This window comes from Leucobacter rhizosphaerae (assembly GCF_022919175.1).
Lineage (GTDB): Bacteria > Actinomycetota > Actinomycetes > Actinomycetales > Microbacteriaceae > Leucobacter > Leucobacter rhizosphaerae.
The window spans coordinates 3,050,923-3,069,700 of record NZ_CP095043.1; the positions used below are offsets into that span (position 1 = coordinate 3,050,923).

The 18,778-nt window shown below is 69.2% G+C and carries 14 protein-coding genes and 1 tRNA gene; 12 read left to right on the forward strand and 3 right to left on the reverse strand.

Features of this window, described 5'->3' with window-relative positions; translation table 11 throughout:
- The first annotated feature begins 2 nt into the window (after positions 1-2).
- Positions 3-674, forward strand: coding sequence for a hypothetical protein (locus MUN76_RS14090; protein ID WP_244685544.1), 672 nt, complete (start codon positions 3-5; stop codon positions 672-674).
- Positions 675-694: 20 nt separating this feature from the next.
- Here the strand turns inward: MUN76_RS14090 and MUN76_RS14095 are convergent, their stop codons facing one another.
- On the reverse strand, positions 695-1,522 hold the full coding sequence (locus MUN76_RS14095) for a CPBP family intramembrane glutamic endopeptidase (RefSeq protein ID WP_244685546.1): 828 nt from the start codon (positions 1,520-1,522) through the stop codon (positions 695-697).
- 367 nt (positions 1,523-1,889) lie between these two features.
- On the opposite strand from MUN76_RS14095, the gene MUN76_RS14100 reads away from it, so the two are divergent.
- The 4 genes from MUN76_RS14100 (at position 1,890) to MUN76_RS14115 (ending at position 7,304) form a co-directional block, all read left to right on the forward strand.
- Positions 1,890-3,497: a peptide ABC transporter substrate-binding protein gene (locus MUN76_RS14100; protein ID WP_244685548.1), complete on the forward strand. Its 1,608-nt coding sequence runs from the start codon at positions 1,890-1,892 to the stop codon at positions 3,495-3,497.
- A gap of 174 nt (positions 3,498-3,671) precedes the next feature.
- Positions 3,672-4,598, forward strand: a complete 927-nt coding sequence (locus tag MUN76_RS14105; protein WP_244685549.1) for an ABC transporter permease — start codon at positions 3,672-3,674, stop codon at positions 4,596-4,598.
- Positions 4,591-5,586 carry an ABC transporter permease gene (locus MUN76_RS14110; protein ID WP_244685551.1) on the forward strand — a complete coding sequence of 332 codons (996 nt, stop codon included), beginning with the start codon at positions 4,591-4,593 and terminating at the stop codon, positions 5,584-5,586. Before MUN76_RS14105 ends, MUN76_RS14110 begins: the two co-directional genes overlap by 8 nt.
- Complete coding sequence (locus MUN76_RS14115) at positions 5,583-7,304, forward strand: dipeptide ABC transporter ATP-binding protein (protein ID WP_244685553.1); 1,722 nt, start codon at positions 5,583-5,585, stop codon at positions 7,302-7,304. The genes MUN76_RS14110 and MUN76_RS14115 overlap by 4 nt, the downstream gene beginning before the upstream one ends.
- A gap of 154 nt (positions 7,305-7,458) precedes the next feature.
- Here MUN76_RS14115 and MUN76_RS14120 read toward each other — a convergent pair whose 3' ends face one another.
- Positions 7,459-8,655, reverse strand: coding sequence for a multidrug effflux MFS transporter (locus MUN76_RS14120; RefSeq protein ID WP_244685555.1), 1,197 nt, complete (start codon positions 8,653-8,655; stop codon positions 7,459-7,461).
- A gap of 165 nt (positions 8,656-8,820) precedes the next feature.
- On the opposite strand from MUN76_RS14120, the gene typA reads away from it, so the two are divergent.
- The 3 genes from typA to MUN76_RS14135 all read left to right on the forward strand — a co-directional run bounded on the left by typA (position 8,821) and on the right by MUN76_RS14135 (position 11,762).
- Positions 8,821-10,725, forward strand: a complete 1,905-nt coding sequence (gene typA / locus MUN76_RS14125; protein ID WP_244685557.1) for a translational GTPase TypA — start codon at positions 8,821-8,823, stop codon at positions 10,723-10,725.
- 146 nt (positions 10,726-10,871) lie between these two features.
- A complete protein-coding gene (locus MUN76_RS14130) occupies positions 10,872-11,528 on the forward strand; it encodes a maltokinase N-terminal cap-like domain-containing protein (RefSeq protein WP_244685558.1) in 657 nt (218 codons plus the stop codon).
- Between the two features lie 160 nt (positions 11,529-11,688).
- A tRNA-Pro gene (locus MUN76_RS14135) sits at positions 11,689-11,762 on the forward strand.
- A 193-nt stretch (positions 11,763-11,955) separates the two neighbouring features.
- Here MUN76_RS14135 and MUN76_RS14140 read toward each other — a convergent pair.
- Entirely contained in the window at positions 11,956-12,306 is a 351-nt protein-coding gene (locus tag MUN76_RS14140) for a glycine zipper domain-containing protein (RefSeq protein WP_244685560.1), read from the reverse strand.
- Positions 12,307-12,456: 150 nt separating this feature from the next.
- Between MUN76_RS14140 and MUN76_RS14145 the strand changes: the two genes are divergently transcribed.
- From MUN76_RS14145 to MUN76_RS14160, 4 genes are all read left to right on the forward strand, one after another.
- On the forward strand, positions 12,457-13,944 hold the full coding sequence (locus MUN76_RS14145) for a YibE/F family protein (protein ID WP_244685562.1): 1,488 nt from the start codon (positions 12,457-12,459) through the stop codon (positions 13,942-13,944).
- Positions 13,945-14,002: 58 nt separating this feature from the next.
- Positions 14,003-16,360 (forward strand): bifunctional alpha,alpha-trehalose-phosphate synthase (UDP-forming)/trehalose-phosphatase, encoded by a 2,358-nt coding sequence (locus MUN76_RS14150; RefSeq protein ID WP_244685563.1) that lies wholly within the window; start codon positions 14,003-14,005, stop codon positions 16,358-16,360.
- A gap of 150 nt (positions 16,361-16,510) precedes the next feature.
- Positions 16,511-17,674: a carboxylate-amine ligase gene (locus MUN76_RS14155; protein ID WP_244685565.1), complete on the forward strand. Its 1,164-nt coding sequence runs from the start codon at positions 16,511-16,513 to the stop codon at positions 17,672-17,674.
- Entirely contained in the window at positions 17,667-18,671 is a 1,005-nt protein-coding gene (locus tag MUN76_RS14160; protein ID WP_244685567.1) for a DNA topoisomerase IB, read from the forward strand. The genes MUN76_RS14155 and MUN76_RS14160 overlap by 8 nt, the downstream gene beginning before the upstream one ends.
- The last annotated feature ends 107 nt before the right edge of the window (positions 18,672-18,778 follow it).

Genomic DNA, 18,778 nt, shown 5'->3' on the forward strand with positions numbered 1-18,778 from the left:
GCGTGACTAGAGATCCGTTTGAGGAACTGTTCGGCCCGGCCGGAGAGGAGCCCCGCCCCGTTCCGGCACGCGACCGCCTCGCCTACGAGCAGGCCGAGCGGGTGCGCACGGCGCAGCTGGAGACGAAGCCGGAGTCGACGAACCGCATCGCCAAGTTCCGTCCCTGGATCATCGTCGGGGTCGTCGCGGTGCTCGCGCTCGTGGGCTCGATCGTGATGGTGAACCTCGCGCGCGGGGGAGGGGACACGACCGCGACGCCGGCGCCGACGACCACGCAGCCGACGACTGAGAACTCGCCCTCGACTCCGGCGACCACCGAGCCGACGGAGACCGACGATCCGACGCCCGACCCCGATGAGGTGCCGGCGGTCGAGGTGGGGCCGACGAACAACATGCCGATCGGGCCGTGGAACGCCACGTCCGAACTCTCGCAGAAACTGGGGTCCACGAGCTTCTCGATTCCCGACGGCTCGAACCTGGTGCTGTCCTCGGCGCTGCTCGACTCGTTCCCGAACGAGTGCGCCGACATGCGCACCGCGTGGGGGGCGACGCTGCTCGAGAACGGCACGTACGAGGTGCGGAAGCCCGCGACCCGGTGCGCCGCGGCGCCCGAGCTCTACGACGAGGTCTGGGGTCTCGTCGCGGCCTGGGTCACGACGATCAAGCCGGCGTAGCGACTGCCACGACGCGGGGGTTACGCCGCGGGCGCCGCGAACAGCGCCGGAAGCAGCGCGACGGCCAGGGGATACCCGACGAAACTCACGATGTCGAGGATCCAGTGCGCCACGACGAGCGGGAGCACTCGGCCGAACCGGTGGTACGCCCAGCCGAACAGCAGCCCCATCGCCACGTTGCCGATGAACCCGCCGAAGCCCTGGTAGAGGTGGTAGCTGCCGCGCAGCAGCGCGCTCGACAGAATGATGGAGAGCGTGCCGAAGCCGAGCCGCTTGAGACGGTCGAAGAGGTAGGCAACCACGATCAGCTCCTCGCCGAGTGCCGCGCGGAGCGCCTGGAGGATCAGGATCGGCGCGGTCCACCAGGCGGCGTCCAGTGCAGCCGGGACGACGGTCGTGTTGATCCCGATCGTCTTCGCGAACACGTAGAACACGATCCCGGGGATCCCGACCGCCGCGGCCAGGAGGAAGCCGCCTCCCGTCTCGCGGAACCACCACAGTCGCCCTCCGTTGACGGGCCGGCCGAAGCCGAGCCGTCGCAGGTGGGGGCGGCGGTCGCTCCAGAGCAGGAAGATCACGAGCGCGACGGGCGCGAGGCCGAAGGCGAAGCCGAGCAGCTGGTAGATCAGGTCGAACGTCGGGCGCTCGGCGAGCGGCCGATTGATCGTCGCCGTCTGGGCGGAGAGCGCCGCCTCGCGCGTGAGCCGCTCGACGATGTTCACGATCGCGTAGACACCGGAGGCGCCGAACGACAGCGCGAGCACGATCCCGATCTCCCAGCGGAGTCGGGAGCGGATGCGGGTGCGGAGATCTGGGCGCGGGTGCGTGGTCGCCGTGGGGGTGGTCACGGACTCAGCGTAGCGTCGGTTCTTCGGGCGAGCGCCCGAGGGGGATCCCGGATCCGGTGCGCGAACGGGTTGTACCAGACAGCGTCTTGAGCCGCTCCAGCGGATATTCGAATACGACAATCCGCTCGTCTGAATTCGCGTGAAATTCCTCGGGATCCACAAACTGTCGTCACGAGTCGGTTGCGAACGCGGCCTGAGTCGATGATCTTCAGACACGCCAGCTAGGGTGAGAAGCGTCAATTACGTTCCGTTCGCGCGCAGATTGAGCGGGATACGCAGCTGGAATCGCACACATTGGTGCGAGAGGCGTGCGGCATCTGGAAATCTGAATCGGCGTGCGACGCGGGGAAAGCAAAGGGGAATACCTGTGAAGCGTTCGAAGAAGGCGCTGGGCTTTATCGCTCTGGCGGCCGCAAGCGCACTTGTGTTGTCGGGCTGCTCGTCGAGCGGCGAGGGCTCGGGCGGCGGCGCAGCCGGCTCGGGGATCATCACGGTCAACAACACCGAGCCGCAGAAGGGCCTCGTGCCCGCGGACACCACCGAGGTCGGCGGCGGCAAGGTCGTCGACGCGCTCTGGGAGGGCCTCGTCTACTACGACGCTGACGGCGTCACGCAGATGGGTGTTGCGGAGTCGATCGAGTCCGACGACCAGGTGACCTGGACCGTGAAGCTCCGCGACGACGCGGTCTTCTCGGACGGCACCCCGGTGCTCGCGAAGAACTTCGTGGACGCGTGGAACTACGCGGCCAACGTCGACAACGCGATGGGCAACCAGTACTTCTTCAGCGTCATCGAGGGCTTCAGCGAGACCGAGCCCGTCGAGGCCATGTCGGGGCTCAAGATCGTCGACGACCACACCTTCACCGTCGCCGCGACCCCGGACTTCCCGGACCGCCTCGGCTACTCGGCCTACTACCCGCTCCCGGACGTCGCGTTCGAGGACATGGAGGCGTTCGGTCAGAACCCGATCGGCAACGGCCTGTACAAGCTCGATGGCGAGGACGCCTGGAAGCACAACGAGTCGATCGCGCTCGTGAAGAACGACACCTACGTGGGCCCGCGCGAGGTCGCGAACGAGGGCATCGACTTCAAGATCTACGCGTCGCTCGACGCCGCGTACACCGATCTGCTGGCGAACAACCTCGACGTGCTCGACCAGATCCCGGACACCTCCTTCTCGGTGTTCCAGGAGGAGCTGGGCGATCGTGCGATCAACCAGGCCGGCGCGCTCACGACGACGCTCACGATCTCGGAGAACCTCGAGCACTTCACGGGTGAAGAGGGCAAGCTCCGTCGTGCGGCGCTCTCCATGGCGCTGGATCGCGATGAGATCATCGACGTGATCTTCGAGGGCACGAACATCCCCGCGACCGACTTCACCTCGCCGGTGGTCGACGGCTACGCCGACGATCTCGCCGGTGCCGAGGTGCTCGAGTTCAACGCCGACGAGGCGAAGAAGCTCTGGGCCGAGGCCGATGCGATCAGCCCGTTCACCGGCACCCTCGAGGTGGCGACCAACTCCGACGGCCCGCACCAGGTGTGGATCGAGGCCGTTGCGAACCAGTGGGCGAACAACCTCGGGATCACCGCGGCGCCGAAGCTCTACCCGACCTTCCAGGCGTTCCTGGACGATCGTGAAGCCGATGTCGTCGGCGGCCCGTTCCGCGCCGGCTGGCAGGGCGACTACCCGGGTGCGTACAACTACATGCAGCCGCTGTACTACACCGGCTCCAGCTCGAATCACGGCTTCTACTCCAACGAGGCCTTCGACACGCTGCTCGACGAGGCGTCGCGCGAGTCCGATCACGACGCGCGGATCGCGAAGCTGAACGAGGCGCAGGAGATCCTGCTCGCCGACCTGCCGTCGATCCCGCTCTGGTACCAGGGCACCACGGGTGGCCACAGCGAGAGCGTCGACAACGTCGCCTTCGGGTGGAACTCCGTGCCGATCTTCAACGAGATCACGAAGGGCTAACCCTCTTCGCCGAGGCCCCGGACATCGCGTTCGGGGCCTCGGCATCGTTGGTCCCGGTCTTGTCCGGGGCCGATTCCCGCGAGGATCCGGACACAGCCGTCCGATCCTCGCCACATGTGAGCCACCCGAAAGACGACGCACCATGCCATCCACTTTTGAGCGGAGGAGCGGCGCATGCTGAGATACATCCTCTTCCGCATCCTCCAGGTGATCCCAGTGCTGCTGGGCACCACCTTCCTGATCTACTTCATGGTCTTCGCCATGCCCGGCGACCCGGTCGCCGCGATGTTCGGCGACAAGGTCCCGAGCGATGCCGTGCTCGAGCGGCTGCGCGAGCAGTACAACCTCGACAAGCCGTTCTTCATCCAGTACCTGCTGTACCTGCAGGGGATCTTCGTCGGCGACTTCGGCATGAGCTTCTCCGGTGAGCCCGTCTCCGAGATCCTGGCGCGCACCTTCCCGGTGACCATCCGCCTCGCGGTCATGGCGATCATCATCTCGCTGGGCCTCGCGATCGTGATCGGCCTGTTCTCGGGTCTGCGCAAGGGCAAGCTCTTCGACAACATCAACCTGATCATCGGGCTGATCTTCATGAGCATCCCGATCTTCGTGATCGCCTTCATCGCCCAGTTCGGCCTCGGCCTGAAACTCGGCTGGTTCAGCCCCACAGTCGGGGCGGGGGCGCCGATCCAGGATCTGCTGCTCCCCGCCATCGTGCTGGGCGTCAGCCTGTACGCGACGAGCATGCGCCTGACGCGCGCGTCGGTCATCGACACGCTCAATCAGGACTTCGTGCGCACCGCGTACGCGAAGGGACTGAGCCGGGGCCGCGTGATCCCGGTGCACGTGCTCCGCAACTCGCTGATCCCGACGATCACGAACACCGCGACCGACTTCGGCATCCTCATGGTCGGTGCCACGGTGACCGAGGGCATCTTCAACGTGCCCGGCGTCGGCAACGTGCTGTTCAACGCGATCCTGAAGGGGGAGAACACCACGGTCGTCTCCTTCGTGACCGTGATGGTGCTCATCTACCTCGGCGTCAACCTCGTCGTCGACCTCCTGTACGCCGTGCTCGATCCGAGGATCCGCTATGTCTGAGTCGCACTCCGCACCGCAGTCTGCTCCGCAGCAGCCCGCGCGCGGCGCGAAGCCGCCCATCGTCCACTTCGTGGCCCCGATCGACGAGACGCCCGTCGTCGCCGTCGACGCGGTCCGGATCGCCGAGAAGAAGTCGACGCTCTGGCTCGACGCGTGGCGCGACATGCGCCGCCGCCCGATGTTCTGGATCTCCGCCGCGATCATCCTGCTCGTGGGCCTCGTCTCGCTGCTGCCGGGTCTCTTCACGCAGGTGGATCCGCGGGCCTGCTCGCTGGCGTTCTCGAACGCGGGGCCGGAGGCCGGTCACCCGCTCGGGTTCAACAAGCAGGGCTGCGACGTCTACTCGCGCATCGTCTACGGCGCCTCGACGTCGGTCTCCGTCGGTCTGCTCGTGATCCTCATCACGTTCGTGGTGGGCACGGTCATGGGCGCGCTCGCCGGCTTCTTCGGCGGCATCATGGACACGATCCTGTCCCGTCTGGGCGACATCTTCTTCTCGATCCCCTACATCCTCGCGGCCGTCGTCGTGATGAGCGTGCTGTCGGATCACCGCAACCCGTTCGTCATCGCGCTCGCGATCGGCGGGTTCTCGTGGCCGATCACCGCGCGCATCGTGCGCAGCGAGATCCTGCGGGTGAAGAACGCGGACTTCGTGATGGCGTCGGAGTCGCTCGGGCTGTCGCGCCCCCGCACGCTGCTGCGGCACGTGCTGCCGAACTCGATCGCCCCCGCGATCGTCGTCACGACCATCTCGCTCGCGTCGGCGATCGTGGCCGAGGCGACGCTGTCGTTCCTGGGCGTCGGGCTGCCCCCCGGCGACTACATCAGCTGGGGCAATGACATCAGTGCGGCGCAGCTCTCGCTCCGCACCGATCCGATGCCGCTGATCTACCCGTCCATCGCGCTGACCGTCACCGTGCTGGGCTTCATCCTGCTGGGCGAGGTCGTTCGCGACGCGCTCGATCCGAAGGCGAGGGCTCGGCGATGAGCGAACACAACCCACAGGGGGGCGAGGCGTTCATGCAGCCGCTGCTCCGCGTGCGCGACCTGAAGGTCGCGTTCAAGGTCGATCGGGCGATGAACGAGGTGCTGCACGGCATCGATCTCGACGTCTACCCGGGCGAGACCGTCGCGATCGTCGGCGAGTCGGGTTCCGGCAAGTCGACCACGATGCACGCGGTCATGAACCTGCTTCCCGGCACGGGCCGGATCACCGAGGGCTCGGTGCTCTGGAACGGGCGCGAGCTCGTCGGGATCCACCGGCGCGACATGGAGTCGATCCGCGGTCGCGAGATCGGTCTCGTGCCCCAGGACCCGATGTCCAACCTGAACCCGGTGTGGTCGGTCGGGTTCCAGGTCGAGGAGGCGATCCGGGCGAACGGCGTCGCGAAGGGCCGCAAGGCGGTGCGCGAGCGCGCCGTCGAGGTGCTGCAGCAGGCCGGGCTGCAGGACGCCGAGAAGCGCATGAAGCAGTTCCCGCACCAGTTCTCGGGAGGCATGAAGCAGCGTGCGCTCATCGGCATCGGGCTCTCCGCCGACCCGCAGCTGCTGATCGCGGACGAGCCGACCTCGGCGCTCGACGTCACGGTGCAGCGGGTGGTCCTGGATCACCTCGCGAAGATGACGAGCGAGCTCGGCACGGCCGTGGTGTTCATCACGCACGACCTCGGCCTCGCCGCCGAGCGCGCCGAGAAGCTGATCGTGATGTACAAGGGCAACATCGTGGAGTCGGGGCCGAGCCGCGAGATCCTCGAGCGTCCGCAGCATCCGTACACGAAGCGGCTCGTCTCGGCCGCGCCCAGTCTGGCCTCGCGCCGGATCGGGAGCGATGCCGAGCTGCCCGCCGCGCCGACCGAGTCGTTCGACGTCGCCGCGCTCACCGCGAGCGCGCGCGAGACGGTGGCGCACGGTCAGCCGATGATCGAGGTCGCGGATCTCGGCAAGGTGTACAAGATCCGGAAGGGCAACTTCAGCTCCGAGGACTTCCACGCCGTGTCCGACGCCACGTTCACCGTGAACAAGGGCGAGACACTCGCGCTCGTGGGGGAGTCCGGCTCGGGCAAGTCCACGATCGCGAAGATGGTGCTGCAGCTCGAGAAGCCGACCTCGGGGAGCATCCGGATCGCCGGCAAGGAGACCGCCGGGCTCTCCGGCAAGGGCCTCTTCGATCTGCGGCGCACGCTGCAGCCGGTGTTCCAGGATCCCTACGGTTCGCTCGATCCGCTCACCAACATCGGCAACACGATCATGGAGCCGCTGAAGATCCACGGCGTGGGCGACGCTGCGAGCCGCAAGGCCCGGGTGCTCGAGCTGCTCGATCAGGTGGCGCTGCCGCGCGAGCTGGCGAGCCGGTACCCGAACGAGCTCTCGGGCGGGCAGCGGCAGCGCGTCGCGGTCGCGCGCGGGCTGGCGCTGAAGCCCGACATCCTCATCCTCGACGAGGCGGTGTCGGCCCTCGACGTGCTGGTGCAGGCGCAGATTCTGGATCTCCTCGCGGAGCTGCAGCGCGAGCTGGGGCTGACCTACCTGTTCATCACGCACGACCTCGCGGTCGTCCGGCTCATCGCGGATCGTGTGTGCGTGATGCAGAAGGGACGGATCGTGGAGCAGGCGACGACCGAGGAGGTCTTCGAGCGCCCGCAGCAGGAGTACACGAAGAACCTGCTGGCCGCGATCCCCGGTGCACATATCGAGCTCGGGGTGTAGCGAGGCCATCCTCTCCCTTTTCCTCTTCGAGTGAACGTGAATGCCCCGTGTGGAGTCTCACACGGGGCATTCACGTTCACTCGGGGTGGTGTGGGGATGGGTGGGGGCGCGTGGCGCGGCTTGGTGTGGCGCGGCGCGGCGCGGAAAGCGCGGGCTAGACGCGGCGGGACCGCAGAACCACGAGCACGCACACGATCGCGATGGCCGAGGTCGTCAGCATCGTGAGCGCCATCGGCAGCGCCGTGTGCTCGCCCCACGCGCCCACGATCGGGGACACGATGCTGCCGCCCAGGAACTGGGAGGCGCCGAGGAGCGCGGATCCCGACCCGCGGGCGAAATCGGCGAGGCCCAGTGCGATCGCCGAAGTGTTCGCCATGACGAGCGCCACCCCGCCGCTCAGCACGAACGCGCTCGGGATGAATCCCGCCGCCGTCAGCGTGCCGGTCGTCGCGAACACCGTCATCGCCACCGCGGCGAGCAGCACGAGACCACTGCCAATGAGGAGCATCCGGATCGGGCTGGCACGCCCGGCGAAGCGCGCGTTCAGCAGATTCGCAGCGACCATCGACAGGGCGCCCACCGCGAACGCGAGGGAGAACTGCGTCGGCGACATGCCGAGCATCACCTGGGCGACGAACGGCGACGCCGAGATGTAGGCGAGCAGCGTGCCGAACGCCATGCCCACGACCACCATCAGGAGCAAGAAGTTCCGATCCCGGATCAAGCGCGCGAAGTTCGCGAGGGTGCGGCTGATGCCGCCCACGTGGCGCTGGTCCCGCGGGAGCGACTCGTGCACGAAGAGGCACGCGAGCGCGAACATCAGCACCGTCACGGCCGCGACCACCGCGAGCACACCGCGCCAGCCCCAGAACTCGCTGATCACCCCGCCGGCGAGCGGCGCGATCAGGGGCGCGATCGCCACCATCATGGCAAGCAGGCTGAACGCGCGCACCGCGGCGGAGCCCTTCTCGGTGTCGGCGATCACCGCGCGGCTCAGCACGATGCCGGCGGCGCCCGACAACCCCTGCACGGTGCGCAGGGCGATGAAGATCTCGACGTTCGGGGTGAACGTCATCGCGATGCTCGACGCCGCGAACACCGCCAGCGCGATGATGAGCACCCCGCGCCGCCCCCAGCGGTCGGAGAGCGGGCCGAGGAAGAGCTGGCCGATCCCGAGCCCGAGCATGAACGTGGTGAGGGTGAGCTGCACCGAGGAGGGATTCGAGCCGAGGTCGGTGGCGATGTCCGTGAAGGCCGGCAGATACATGTCGGTCGCGAGCGGCCCGACCGCGGCGATCACCGCGAGCACGACGAGCAGGCCGGGGGTCAGTCGGGGCGATTCCGGCCTCATGATCGTCGGCGTCGCCTTTCCCTGTGGTATTTTGACGCAGCGGCGCCAGGTATCCGTTAGAATTGTGCGTCGGCCGTCCCTGGCATCCTGCCCAGGTTCATCTCTGGCCGTGCCCGGCAACCCGCTGTGCCGGCGATCCGTTCGTCTCGTTAGGACTCCACTTTTATGGCTCTCGCCACACGCGAAGACCTCCGTAACGTCGCTATTGTCGCACACGTCGACCACGGAAAGACGACGCTCGTCGATGCCATGCTGCGGCAGACGAACTCGTTCGACGCCCACGCCGAGATGGACGATCGGGTCATGGACTCGAATGATCTCGAGCGTGAGAAGGGCATCACGATCCTGGCCAAGAACACGGCCATCACCTACGAGGGTGCGCACGCCAAGGGCACGCCGATCGTCATCAACGTCGTCGACACCCCGGGCCACGCCGACTTCGGCGGCGAGGTCGAGCGCGCGCTGTCCATGGTCGACGGTGTCGTGCTGCTCGTCGACGCGTCGGAGGGCCCGCTGCCCCAGACCCGCTTCGTGCTGCGCAAGGCGCTCGAGGCGAAGCTCCCCGTGATCCTCGCGGTGAACAAGACGGACCGCGCCGACGCGCGCATCGAAGAGGTCGAGGGGGAGGCGCAGGATCTGCTGCTCGGCCTCGCGTCCGATCTCTCCGAGGATCACCCCGACATCGACGTGGACGCGGTGCTCGATGTACCGACCGTGTACCTCTCGGGCCGCGCCGGCGCCGCGAGCCACAACCGTCCCGCCGACGCGTCGTTGCCCGACAACCCGGATCTCGAGCCGCTCTTCGAGACGATCCTCGACCGCGTGCCGGCTCCGAGCTTCGACGACGAGGCGCCGCTCCAGGCCCACGTCACGAACCTCGACTCCTCGCCGTTCCTCGGCCGTATCGCGCTGCTGCGCGTGCACAACGGCTGGATCCACAAGGGCGAGACCGTCGCCTGGGTGAAGCTCGACGGCAGCGTGCAGAACGTGCGCATCACCGAGCTGCTGCTGACGAAGGCGCTGACCCGTTACCCGGCCGAGAAGGCGGGCCCCGGTGACATCGTCGCGATCGCGGGCATCGAGGACATCACGATCGGCGAGACCATCAGCGACGCCGACGACGTGCGCCCACTCCCGGCGATCATGATCGACGAGCCGGCCATCTCCATGACGATCGGCGCCAACACCTCGCCGCTCGTCGGCAAGGTCAAGGGGCACAAGCTCACCGCGCGCATGATCAAGGATCGCCTCGACCGCGAGCTCATCGGCAACGTGTCGCTGCGCGTGCTCGACACCGAGCGCCCGGACGCGTGGGAGGTGCAGGGACGCGGCGAGCTCGCGCTCGCGATCCTCGTCGAGAACATGCGCCGCGAGGGCTTCGAGCTCACCGTGGGCAAGCCCCAGGTGGTCACCAAGCAGGTCGACGGCAAGACGCACGAGCCCTACGAGCATCTCACGATCGATACCCCCGAAGAGCACCTCGGTGCGATCACGCAGCTCCTCGCGAACCGCAAGGGCCGCATGGAGAACATGGTGAACAACGGCACCGGCTGGGTGCGCATGGAGTTCATCGTGCCGTCGCGCGGGCTCATCGGCTTCCGCTCGGAGTTCATGACCACCACCCGCGGCACCGGCATCGCGAACGCGATCCTGCACGGCTACGACGTGTGGGCCGGCCCGATCGTCACCCGCAACAACGGGTCGATCGTCGCCGACCGCCAGGGTGTCGTGACCCCGTTCTCCCTCATCAACCTGCAGGAGCGCATGTCGTTCTTCGTGCAGCCGACGGCCGAGGTCTACGAGGGCATGGTCATCGGCGAGAACTCGCGCTCCGAGGACATGGACGTGAACATCACCAAGGAGAAGAAGCTCACCAACATGCGTGCGGCCTCCTCCGACTCCTTCGAGTCCATGACCCCGCCGCGCCAGCTCACCCTCGAGGAATGCCTGGAGTTCGCCCGCGAGGACGAGTGCGTGGAGGTCACCCCCGAAGAGGTGCGCATCCGCAAGGTCGTGCTCGATGCGAACGCTCGTGCGCGTTCCGCATCGCGGATCAAGAACCAGAAGTAAGGCCTTCCCGCCCGTGACAGCGCGGGGTCGGACACGCAGCAACGTGTGTCCGGCCCCGCGCTGTGCTGTACGGGCGGGTAGGTGTCGGTGCGCGGTGTCGGTGTCGGCGTATGCGCGGTGTCGGCGGCGAGGCGTATGATCTGGGCATGTCCGTGATCCACGCCACCACCATGCACCCGTCGAAGCTCGAACTGCTCGCGGAGTGGCTGCCGCTCCAGCCGTGGTTCTCCGGCGACATCGCGCAACTCAGCTCGCTCGGCGCATACCGCTTCGACGACCCGGAGGGCGAGGTCGGACTCGAGGGCTACCTGCTGACGGCCGGTGGCGACACCGTGTACCACGTGCCGCTCAGCTATCGCGGGGCGCTGCTCGAGGGCGGTGAGGCGTCCCTCGTCGGCACCTCCGAGCACGGGGTGCTCGGCACGCGGTGGATCAGCGACGCGACCGGGGACCCGGTGTATCGCGCCGTGCTCGCCACCGCGGTCGCCCAGGGGGGATCGGAGGCTCAGCTCGTGCTGCGGAACGCCGACGGCGCCGAGTCGGCACTCGAGCGGGCCGTGCACGTGCGGGGCTCAGGATCCGCGGGCGCGCCCGTGCCCGGGCTGTGGGACGCCGTCGCGGAGGAGCACGGCGACTGGGTGGAGCTCTCGACGCCGCTCGCGACGCTCGCCGTACGGCGGGTCGTGGATCCGGCGGTGCCGTCCCCGGCGATCCCGTCGCTGGCGGTGCCGACGACCGAGGTGCTGCGCGCCACGTGGCCGGGGCAGCTCGAGCCGACGGTGCTCGCGGCGTTGGTGGTGTAGCGCCGCGCTGAGGTGCCGTGCGGCGGTGCCGTGCGGCGGTGCCGTGCATCGGTGGTTCGCGGCGGTGCGTCGCGACCCGCCGTGCGGCGCTCTCCAGTGCCCGCCCGTTTTCGTTTTTTGCCGACGACCCGATAGAGTATTCCTTGCGTGAAAGCGCGATCGGGATGTGGCGCAGCTTGGTAGCGCACGTCGTTCGGGACGACGGGGTCGCAGGTTCAAATCCTGTCATCCCGACAGAGAGCCCCGGAACACCGCTGAGATTTCAGTGGAGTTCCGGGGCTCTGTTGTTGGTGGGCTGTGGTGTTTCCGGCCCGACGTTCCGGGGTCACTTCGGGGGAGTGTCGACCGCGTCGCACCACGCCAAACTGACCCCGCAACGGGCGTGCTGCATCATCGGCCCGCCGCCGGCCCGCCGCCAGCCCGCCGCTCAGCCCAGCTCCGCCGCCTCCGCGTCGGTCAGCTCCAGCTCGCGGCCGTTGTCGCCCAGCCAGAAGTGATGGCGCTGGCCGGGCAACGGATCCGTGCGCATGACGAGCGTGTACGTCGCGCCATCGAGCACCTTCACCCGCTGAGCCGCGCGCGCCTTCTTCTGCCGCTCGTCGGAGATGAGCCCGAAGGCGATTCCGATGGCCAGGCCGGCGCTCAACCAGACCCCGACGTTGTCCGTCAGCAGGCCGATCACGAGGCCGAGCGGCAGGCCGATGCCGATACCGAGCGACAAACCGTAGTTGGGGTTCGACTGCGGTGAGCTCGACCGAGACCGTTGCGATGCGTTCATGGGGTGCTCCCTTCTGCGTACGTCCCATTCTCATCGCGGGCTCGGGCTCGCACTTCCCTCGGTCGGGGGATCCTCTCCGCCCCGCGGCGGATCTCGCCGCGCCCCGGTTCGGGAACGGTGGATCGATCCGCCGTTGGTAGATTGAGAACCATGTTCAATAGATGGGCCCGCACCGATCGCACCGAACGCGGGACCTCGCCCGGGAGCGGATCGGGATCAGGATCCGGCAACAGGACCGGTTCGGGCCACGGGCACGGTCACTCACACGATCTGCCGAGCAGTGCCGTCGCCACGAGCCGGGTCGTCCGGATCGTGACGTTCGCCGTGCTGGCGGCCGTGGCCATCGCGACCGTGGCGGGGCTCGTGTCGCTCTGGCCGAACGGGAACCAGGTATCGGAGGTGGCGACCCAGAGCGGCACGACGGCCCAGGACGTGCGGTACGAGGAGGGAGAGATCCTCGGGATCACCGAGGAGTGCGCGACACCGGGATCACCTGAGTCGGATGCCGGCATGAGCGTGGGGGAGCGCTGCATCACGGCGAGCGTGGGCGTCCGATCCGGCCCCGACTCCGGCCGCATGCTCAGCCTGCCGGTCCGTGGCGCGCTCGCCGCAGCCGGACTGCAGACCGGCGACCGGGTCGAGCTCATCGCCTATACGGTCGCCCCGGCGGTGGCACAGGACACCCCGGGCGGCGCTGCCGCAGCGGACGACGCCGAGCCCGGCGCCGAGCCCGGCGCCGCGACCGACCCCGCGACCGACGCCGCAGCAGACGCCCCCGCCACCGAGTACGACGTCTCCGCGGCGAACTACGGCGTCTCCGGCGTCTTCCGCGGACTGCCGCTCGCCCTCCTCGCGCTGCTCTTCGTCGCGGTCGTCGTCTGGATCGGTCGAATCCGCGGATTCCTCGCGCTCGTCGCTCTCGCCGTGAGCGCCTGGGTGCTCCTCGCGTTCATCCTGCCCGCGCTCGTGACGGGGCAGCCGGGGCTCCCGGTCGCGCTCGTCGGATCGAGCGCGATCATGTTCGCGACCCTGTACTTCGTGCACGGGCCGACCATGCGCACGACCGCGGCGCTGATCGGCACCCTCTGTGGCATCCTGATCATGGCCGCCATCTCCCTCATCGCCGTGCATACCACCCGACTCAGTGGCATCGGAGACGAGGCATCCGGCGTCCTCTCCGGCGTCACCACCCAGATCGACTTCCGGGGGCTCCTCACCTGCGCCATCATCATCGCCGGGCTCGGGATCCTCAACGACGTCACCATCACCCAGGCTTCGGCGGTGTGGGAGCTGCGCGCGGCCGCCCCCGCGATGGCGCGGCGCGAGATCTACGCCCGCGCGATGCGGATCGGTCGCGACCACATCGCGTCGACCGTCTACACCGTGTTCTTCTCCTATGTCGGCGCCGCGCTCAGCGTGCTCCTGCTGCTGTACCTCACCGATCGACCGGTGCTGTCGCTCCTGACGAAGGAGGACATCGCGGTCGAGCTCGTGCGGACGTTCTGCGGTTCCATCGGTCTGGTGCTCGCCGTGCCGATCACGACCTGGGTGGCGACGCTGTTCACCCCGCCGGGGCTCGACGAGCTGCCGGAGCGGTGGCGCTCGACGGACGCGGCCGTCGTGCCCGAGCGGTCGTGACTAGACTGGGAGGCACGGAACGGTTTCGCTGAACGCTACAGGTGTTGGGGGCGTTGGAATGTTCGATCTGCGCGATGTCGCTCGCGGCCGCGAACTGGTGATGGTGTCGAATCGACTGCCGGTCGATCGGGTGCGGCTGCCCGACGGCTCGGCCGAGTGGCGCACGTCGCCCGGCGGGCTCGTCACCGCGGTCGAGCCGATCGTGCGCGAGCTCGGCTGCCTCTGGGTGGGCTGGGCCGGCAGTACGGACGAGGAGATCGAGCCGTTCGAGATCGGGTCGATGCGCCTCGCGCCGATCCCGCTCAGCAGCGATGAGATGGCGTCCTACTACGAGGGCTTCTCGAACGGCACGCTCTGGCCGCTCTACCACGACGTGATCTCGGCGCCGGTGTACCACCGCACCTGGTGGGATTCCTACCAGCGGGTGAACCGCCGCTTCGCCGAGCGCGTCGCCGAGGAGGCCGCTGAGGGGGCCATCGTCTGGGTCCACGACTACCAGCTGCAGCTCGTGCCCGAGATGCTGCGCGAGCTCCGCCCCGACGTCACGATCGCGTTCTTCCTGCACATCCCGTTCCCGCCGCGCAGCCTGTTCGCGCAGCTGCCGTGGCGGCGGCAGATCACGCGCGGTCTGCTCGGCGCCGACGTGATCGGCTTCCAGCGCGTGCAGGACGCGGTGAACTTCCGCTTCGTCACGGAGCGCTACGCCGGTGCTCCGGCACGCGGCAACACCATCGTGATCCCGGAGGCACCGGGGCGCCCGTCGCGCTCGGTGCTGGCGCAGGAATTCCCGATCTCCATCGACGCCGGCGGCTTCGAGGCGCTCGCCGCGAGCCCCGAGGTGCGGCACCGCGCGCAGGAGATCCGGGAAGAGCTCGGCACGGATCGCACGATCCTGCTCGGGGTCGACCGATTGGACTACACGAAGGGGATCCGGCACCGCCTGAAGGCCTTCGAGGAACTGCTCGAGGACGGCGAGATCAGCGCGCAGGACACGGTGCTCGTGCAGGTCGCGAGCCCGAGTCGTGAGCAGGTCGAGGCCTATCAGCGCTTGCGCGAAGAAGTCGAGGTGACGGTCGGGCGGATCAACGGCGCCCACGGATCGATCGGGCATGCCCCGCTCGTCTACCTGCACCGGGGCTACTCGCGCGACGAGATGGCCGCGCTCTACCTCGCCGCCGACGTCGCGGTCGTCACGCCGCTGCGCGACGGCATGAACCTCGTGGCCAAGGAGTACGTCGCCTGCCGCGCCGACGAGGGCGGCGCGCTGATCCTGAGCGAGTTCACCGGCGCCGCTGATGAACTGCGCGACGCCCTGCTCATCAACCCTCACGACATCGAGGGGGTCAAAGCCGCGATGCTGCGTGCGATCCACCTGCCGCGAGATGAGCAGCGCCGTCGTATGCGGTCGCTGCGCCGTGCAGTGTACGACAACGATGTCGCGCACTGGGCGAATCAGTATCTCGGATCGGTCGCGGCGGTCGCGGAGAACCGGTCCCGGGTGCTGGAACAGGCGCAGAGCCCGGAGGGGCCCGAGCCGACCGCCGCACCCGAGGTGTTCGTCTCCAGCGCGCTGCGGGCGCGCTTGCGGCGGCTCGCGACCGCCCCCACCCTCATCGTGGCCAGCGACTTCGACGGCACGCTCGCGCCGATCGTCGGCCGTCCGCAGGACGCGCGGATCCTGCCCCGAGCCCGCCAGGCGCTCGACGTGCTGCAGGAGTCGCCCGGGGTGCAGGTGATCCTGCTCACGGGGCGCTCCATCGACGGGCTCCAGGTCACGGGACTCGAGTCCGACGCCTGGATCCTGTCGGCGTCTCACGGCGCCGAGCTCACCGGGCTGGAGGCGGCGACCGGTGGCCGGGCGGGTGCCGGGACCGGGTCCGGCGCCGAGACCGAGGGCGTGGCATCGACCGCGACGGGCCCGCTCAGCGATGACGAGGAGCAGCGCCTCTCGCGCCTGTCGCGTCGCTTCGATCGGGTCTTCCGCGACGAGGACGGCGTGCGGCTCGAGCGGAAGCCGTTCGGGATCGTCGTGCACACCCGCGAGGTGGCGGAGGCCGAGCGCGCGGACGAGCTGCTCGCGGCGGCGGTGGAGCTGGGTGCCGTGCCGGGGATCCAGATGCGCGAGGGCAAGCAGGTCCGCGAGTTCTCGGTGCGCACGAGCGACAAGGGGTCGGCGCTGCAGCAGATCCGCGCGCTGCTGCCGGCGGCGCCGGTGCTGTTCCTCGGCGACGACGTGACGGACGAGGACGTGTTCCGCGTGCTCGGCCCCGACGACCTCGGGATCAAGGTCGGGGCGGGGGACACCGCGGCGAAGGAGCGGGTGAGTGACCCCGAGGCCGCGGCGATGGTGCTCGCGCAGTTGAGCGAGCTGCGCACCGGCATCGTGATCGGCACCGACGGGATCGCGCCGCACTAACTTATTCGCGATCTGCCGCACTAGCCAATCCGCGATCCGCCGCGCAAGCCCTTGCCGGGCCCCCGGTGCGCCGGGCAGGCTGGTGCCGGGCCCCGACAGGAGGCCCGCTGGGGACCGAGCGACGCCGGGCCCCGGAGGAAAGGACCGACGATGCACGCACCCGATGAGTTGACGTTCGGCGTCGAGGAGGAGTATCTCCTGCTCGACCGCGAGACCGGCCGACCAGCCGATCGTGCGGCCGAGATCATCCGTGAGCTGCCGATCCCCGGCGACCGCGCGGATCGCGAGTTCTTTTCCAGCCAGCTCGAGACCGCGACGGCGGTCTGCACCCGCGCGGACGAGGCGGAGGCGTCGCTCACGGAGTTCCGACGCGCCGCTTCCCGGATCGCCGCCGCGCACGGCGCCGTGCTCGCGGGCACAGGCCTCCCGCCGCTCGGCGGCGACGTCGCCGGCACCGTGACCCCGAAGTCCCGCTACCGCGAGATCCAGGCGACGGTGCGAACGGCGGCGGCGCACCAGTACGGTACGGGCACCCATGTGCACGTCGCCGTTCCGTCCCGCGACGCGGGCGTCGATGTGCTGGCCCGGCTCGCGCGGTGGAGCCCGGCGCTCCTCGCCCTCACCGCGAACTCGCCGCTGTGGTGCGGTGAACCGACGGGATTCGCGAGCTGGCGTCACATCAATGCGCTGCAGTGGCCGGTCACGGGATACCCGCCGCCGTTCGAGAGCGGCGCGGACTACACGCGCACCATCTCCGAGCTGGTCGCGAGCGACATTCTGATCGATCCCGGGCTCGTGACCTGGGTCGCCCGCCTCTCCGAGCGCTATCCGACGGTCGAGCTGCGGATCGCCGATGCTCAGCTCGCCGCGGCCGACGCGGTGGACTTCGCGCTGCTCGCCCGCGCCCTGGTGTCGGCGGCGCTGCGGGAGCACGAAGCCGGGATCCGGGCGCCGCGCCTCACACCGACGACCGTCGACGGGGCGATCTGGCTCGCCGCGCGCGATGGGCTCGAGGGGCGGCTCGTCGATCCGCTGCTGGGTGTGGCGCAGCCGGCCTTCGACCTCGTGGACCGCATGCGGGAGTCGGTCACCGCGGATCTCGACGCGGCCGGCGACCTCGGCCGGGTGACGGCGTACTTGGAGCGGCGACGACGGCTCGGGAGCCCGGCGCGGGTGCAGGAGGCTCGCTTCGCCGACGCCGGCATCGCCGGGCTGCTCGACCTGTACGCTGCGGGATCCGGGCGAGGCGCGGGCGCCGCGGAAGATCCCGGGCCCCCTGACCCTTCCGAGCGCTCCGGGCCGTCGCGTGGCTAGCGCCCGCCGCCCCATCACCCGCGAGATCGTCGATGGATCACCGATCTATCGGCTCCGCGGGCGTCGCATCACGCGGGTGCGAGAGATCGAGCGCCTCAACGCCCTGGCGATCCCGCCCGCCTGGGTCGACGTCGAGATCGCGCGCTCGCCCTCCGCGAAGGTGCTCGCCCGCGGACTCGACGCCGCGGGGCGGGTGCAGGCCATCTATCATCCGGCGTTCCGACGCAAGCAGGATCGCGCGAAGTTCACCCGCCTGATCCGTTTCGCCGACCAGCTGCCCGCGCTGCGCGCGCAGGTCGACCGCGACCTCCGCAAGCGCAGTCTCAGCCGTGAGCGTGTGGTGGCCTGCATCCTCCGCATCATCGACGAGGAGTACTTCCGCGTGGGCAACGCGGCGTATGCGCGGCGCCATCGCAGCTACGGCGCCACGACGCTGCGCACCTCCCACGCCACCGCGACGAGCACCTCGGTCACGTTCGATTTCGTCGGCAAGGGTGGCAAGCGGCACACGCGGACGATTCGGGATCGCCGGGTCGCCACGCTCATCGCGCGGCTCGAGGAGCTGCCCGGGGCGGAGCTGTTCCGGTTCCTGGACCAGGAGGAGCCCGGGGGAGAACCGATCGTGCGGAACGTCGACAGCCGGCACGTGAACGCGTACGTCAAGCGAGTGATGGGGGAGGAGTTCACCGCGAAGGACTTCCGCACCTGGGGCGGCACGATGCTCGCCACGTCCCGCCTCCTCGAGGTGGATCCGGTGGAGTTCGAGACGCCGACGTCGACGGCCCGGGCCGTCCGCGGCGTGGTCGCGGCGGTGGCCGAGCGGCTGGGCAACACCCCGGCGGTCACCCGGTCGTCGTACATCGATCCGCGGGTGCTTGCGGCCGCCGAGGATCCCGCGCTGCTCGCGCGCCTGCGCCGATCCCGCGCGCGGCTACGCGACCGACGCCACTGGAGCGCCGACGAGCAGTGCACGGTGCGGTTGCTCCGGGGCACGTAGGCGGGTGCCGGGATCCGGGGTTCGGATGCCGGGTCCTGGGCGCTGGGCCCGGGTGCCGACTTTGGGCGCAGGCTAACCGGTCGACGGGGAGATGTCGAGGCCTCGCC

Excerpts from the sequence above, each read along its gene's own strand:
- MUN76_RS14115 (WP_244685553.1), top strand. The coding sequence starts at position 5,583 with ATGAGCGAACACAACCCACAGGGGGGCGAGGCGTTCATGCAGCCGCTG.
- MUN76_RS14155 (WP_244685565.1), top strand. The coding sequence starts at position 16,511 with ATGCACGCACCCGATGAGTTGACGTTCGGCGTCGAGGAGGAGTATCTC.
- MUN76_RS14120 (WP_244685555.1), bottom strand. The coding sequence starts at position 8,655 with ATGAGGCCGGAATCGCCCCGACTGACCCCCGGCCTGCTCGTCGTGCTC.
- MUN76_RS14130 (WP_244685558.1), top strand. The coding sequence starts at position 10,872 with ATGTCCGTGATCCACGCCACCACCATGCACCCGTCGAAGCTCGAACTG.
- MUN76_RS14150 (WP_244685563.1), top strand. The coding sequence starts at position 14,003 with ATGTTCGATCTGCGCGATGTCGCTCGCGGCCGCGAACTGGTGATGGTG.
- MUN76_RS14110 (WP_244685551.1), top strand. The coding sequence starts at position 4,591 with ATGTCTGAGTCGCACTCCGCACCGCAGTCTGCTCCGCAGCAGCCCGCG.
- MUN76_RS14145 (WP_244685562.1), top strand. The coding sequence starts at position 12,457 with ATGTTCAATAGATGGGCCCGCACCGATCGCACCGAACGCGGGACCTCG.
- MUN76_RS14140 (WP_244685560.1), bottom strand. The coding sequence starts at position 12,306 with ATGAACGCATCGCAACGGTCTCGGTCGAGCTCACCGCAGTCGAACCCC.
- MUN76_RS14105 (WP_244685549.1), top strand. The coding sequence starts at position 3,672 with ATGCTGAGATACATCCTCTTCCGCATCCTCCAGGTGATCCCAGTGCTG.
- typA (WP_244685557.1), top strand. The coding sequence starts at position 8,821 with ATGGCTCTCGCCACACGCGAAGACCTCCGTAACGTCGCTATTGTCGCA.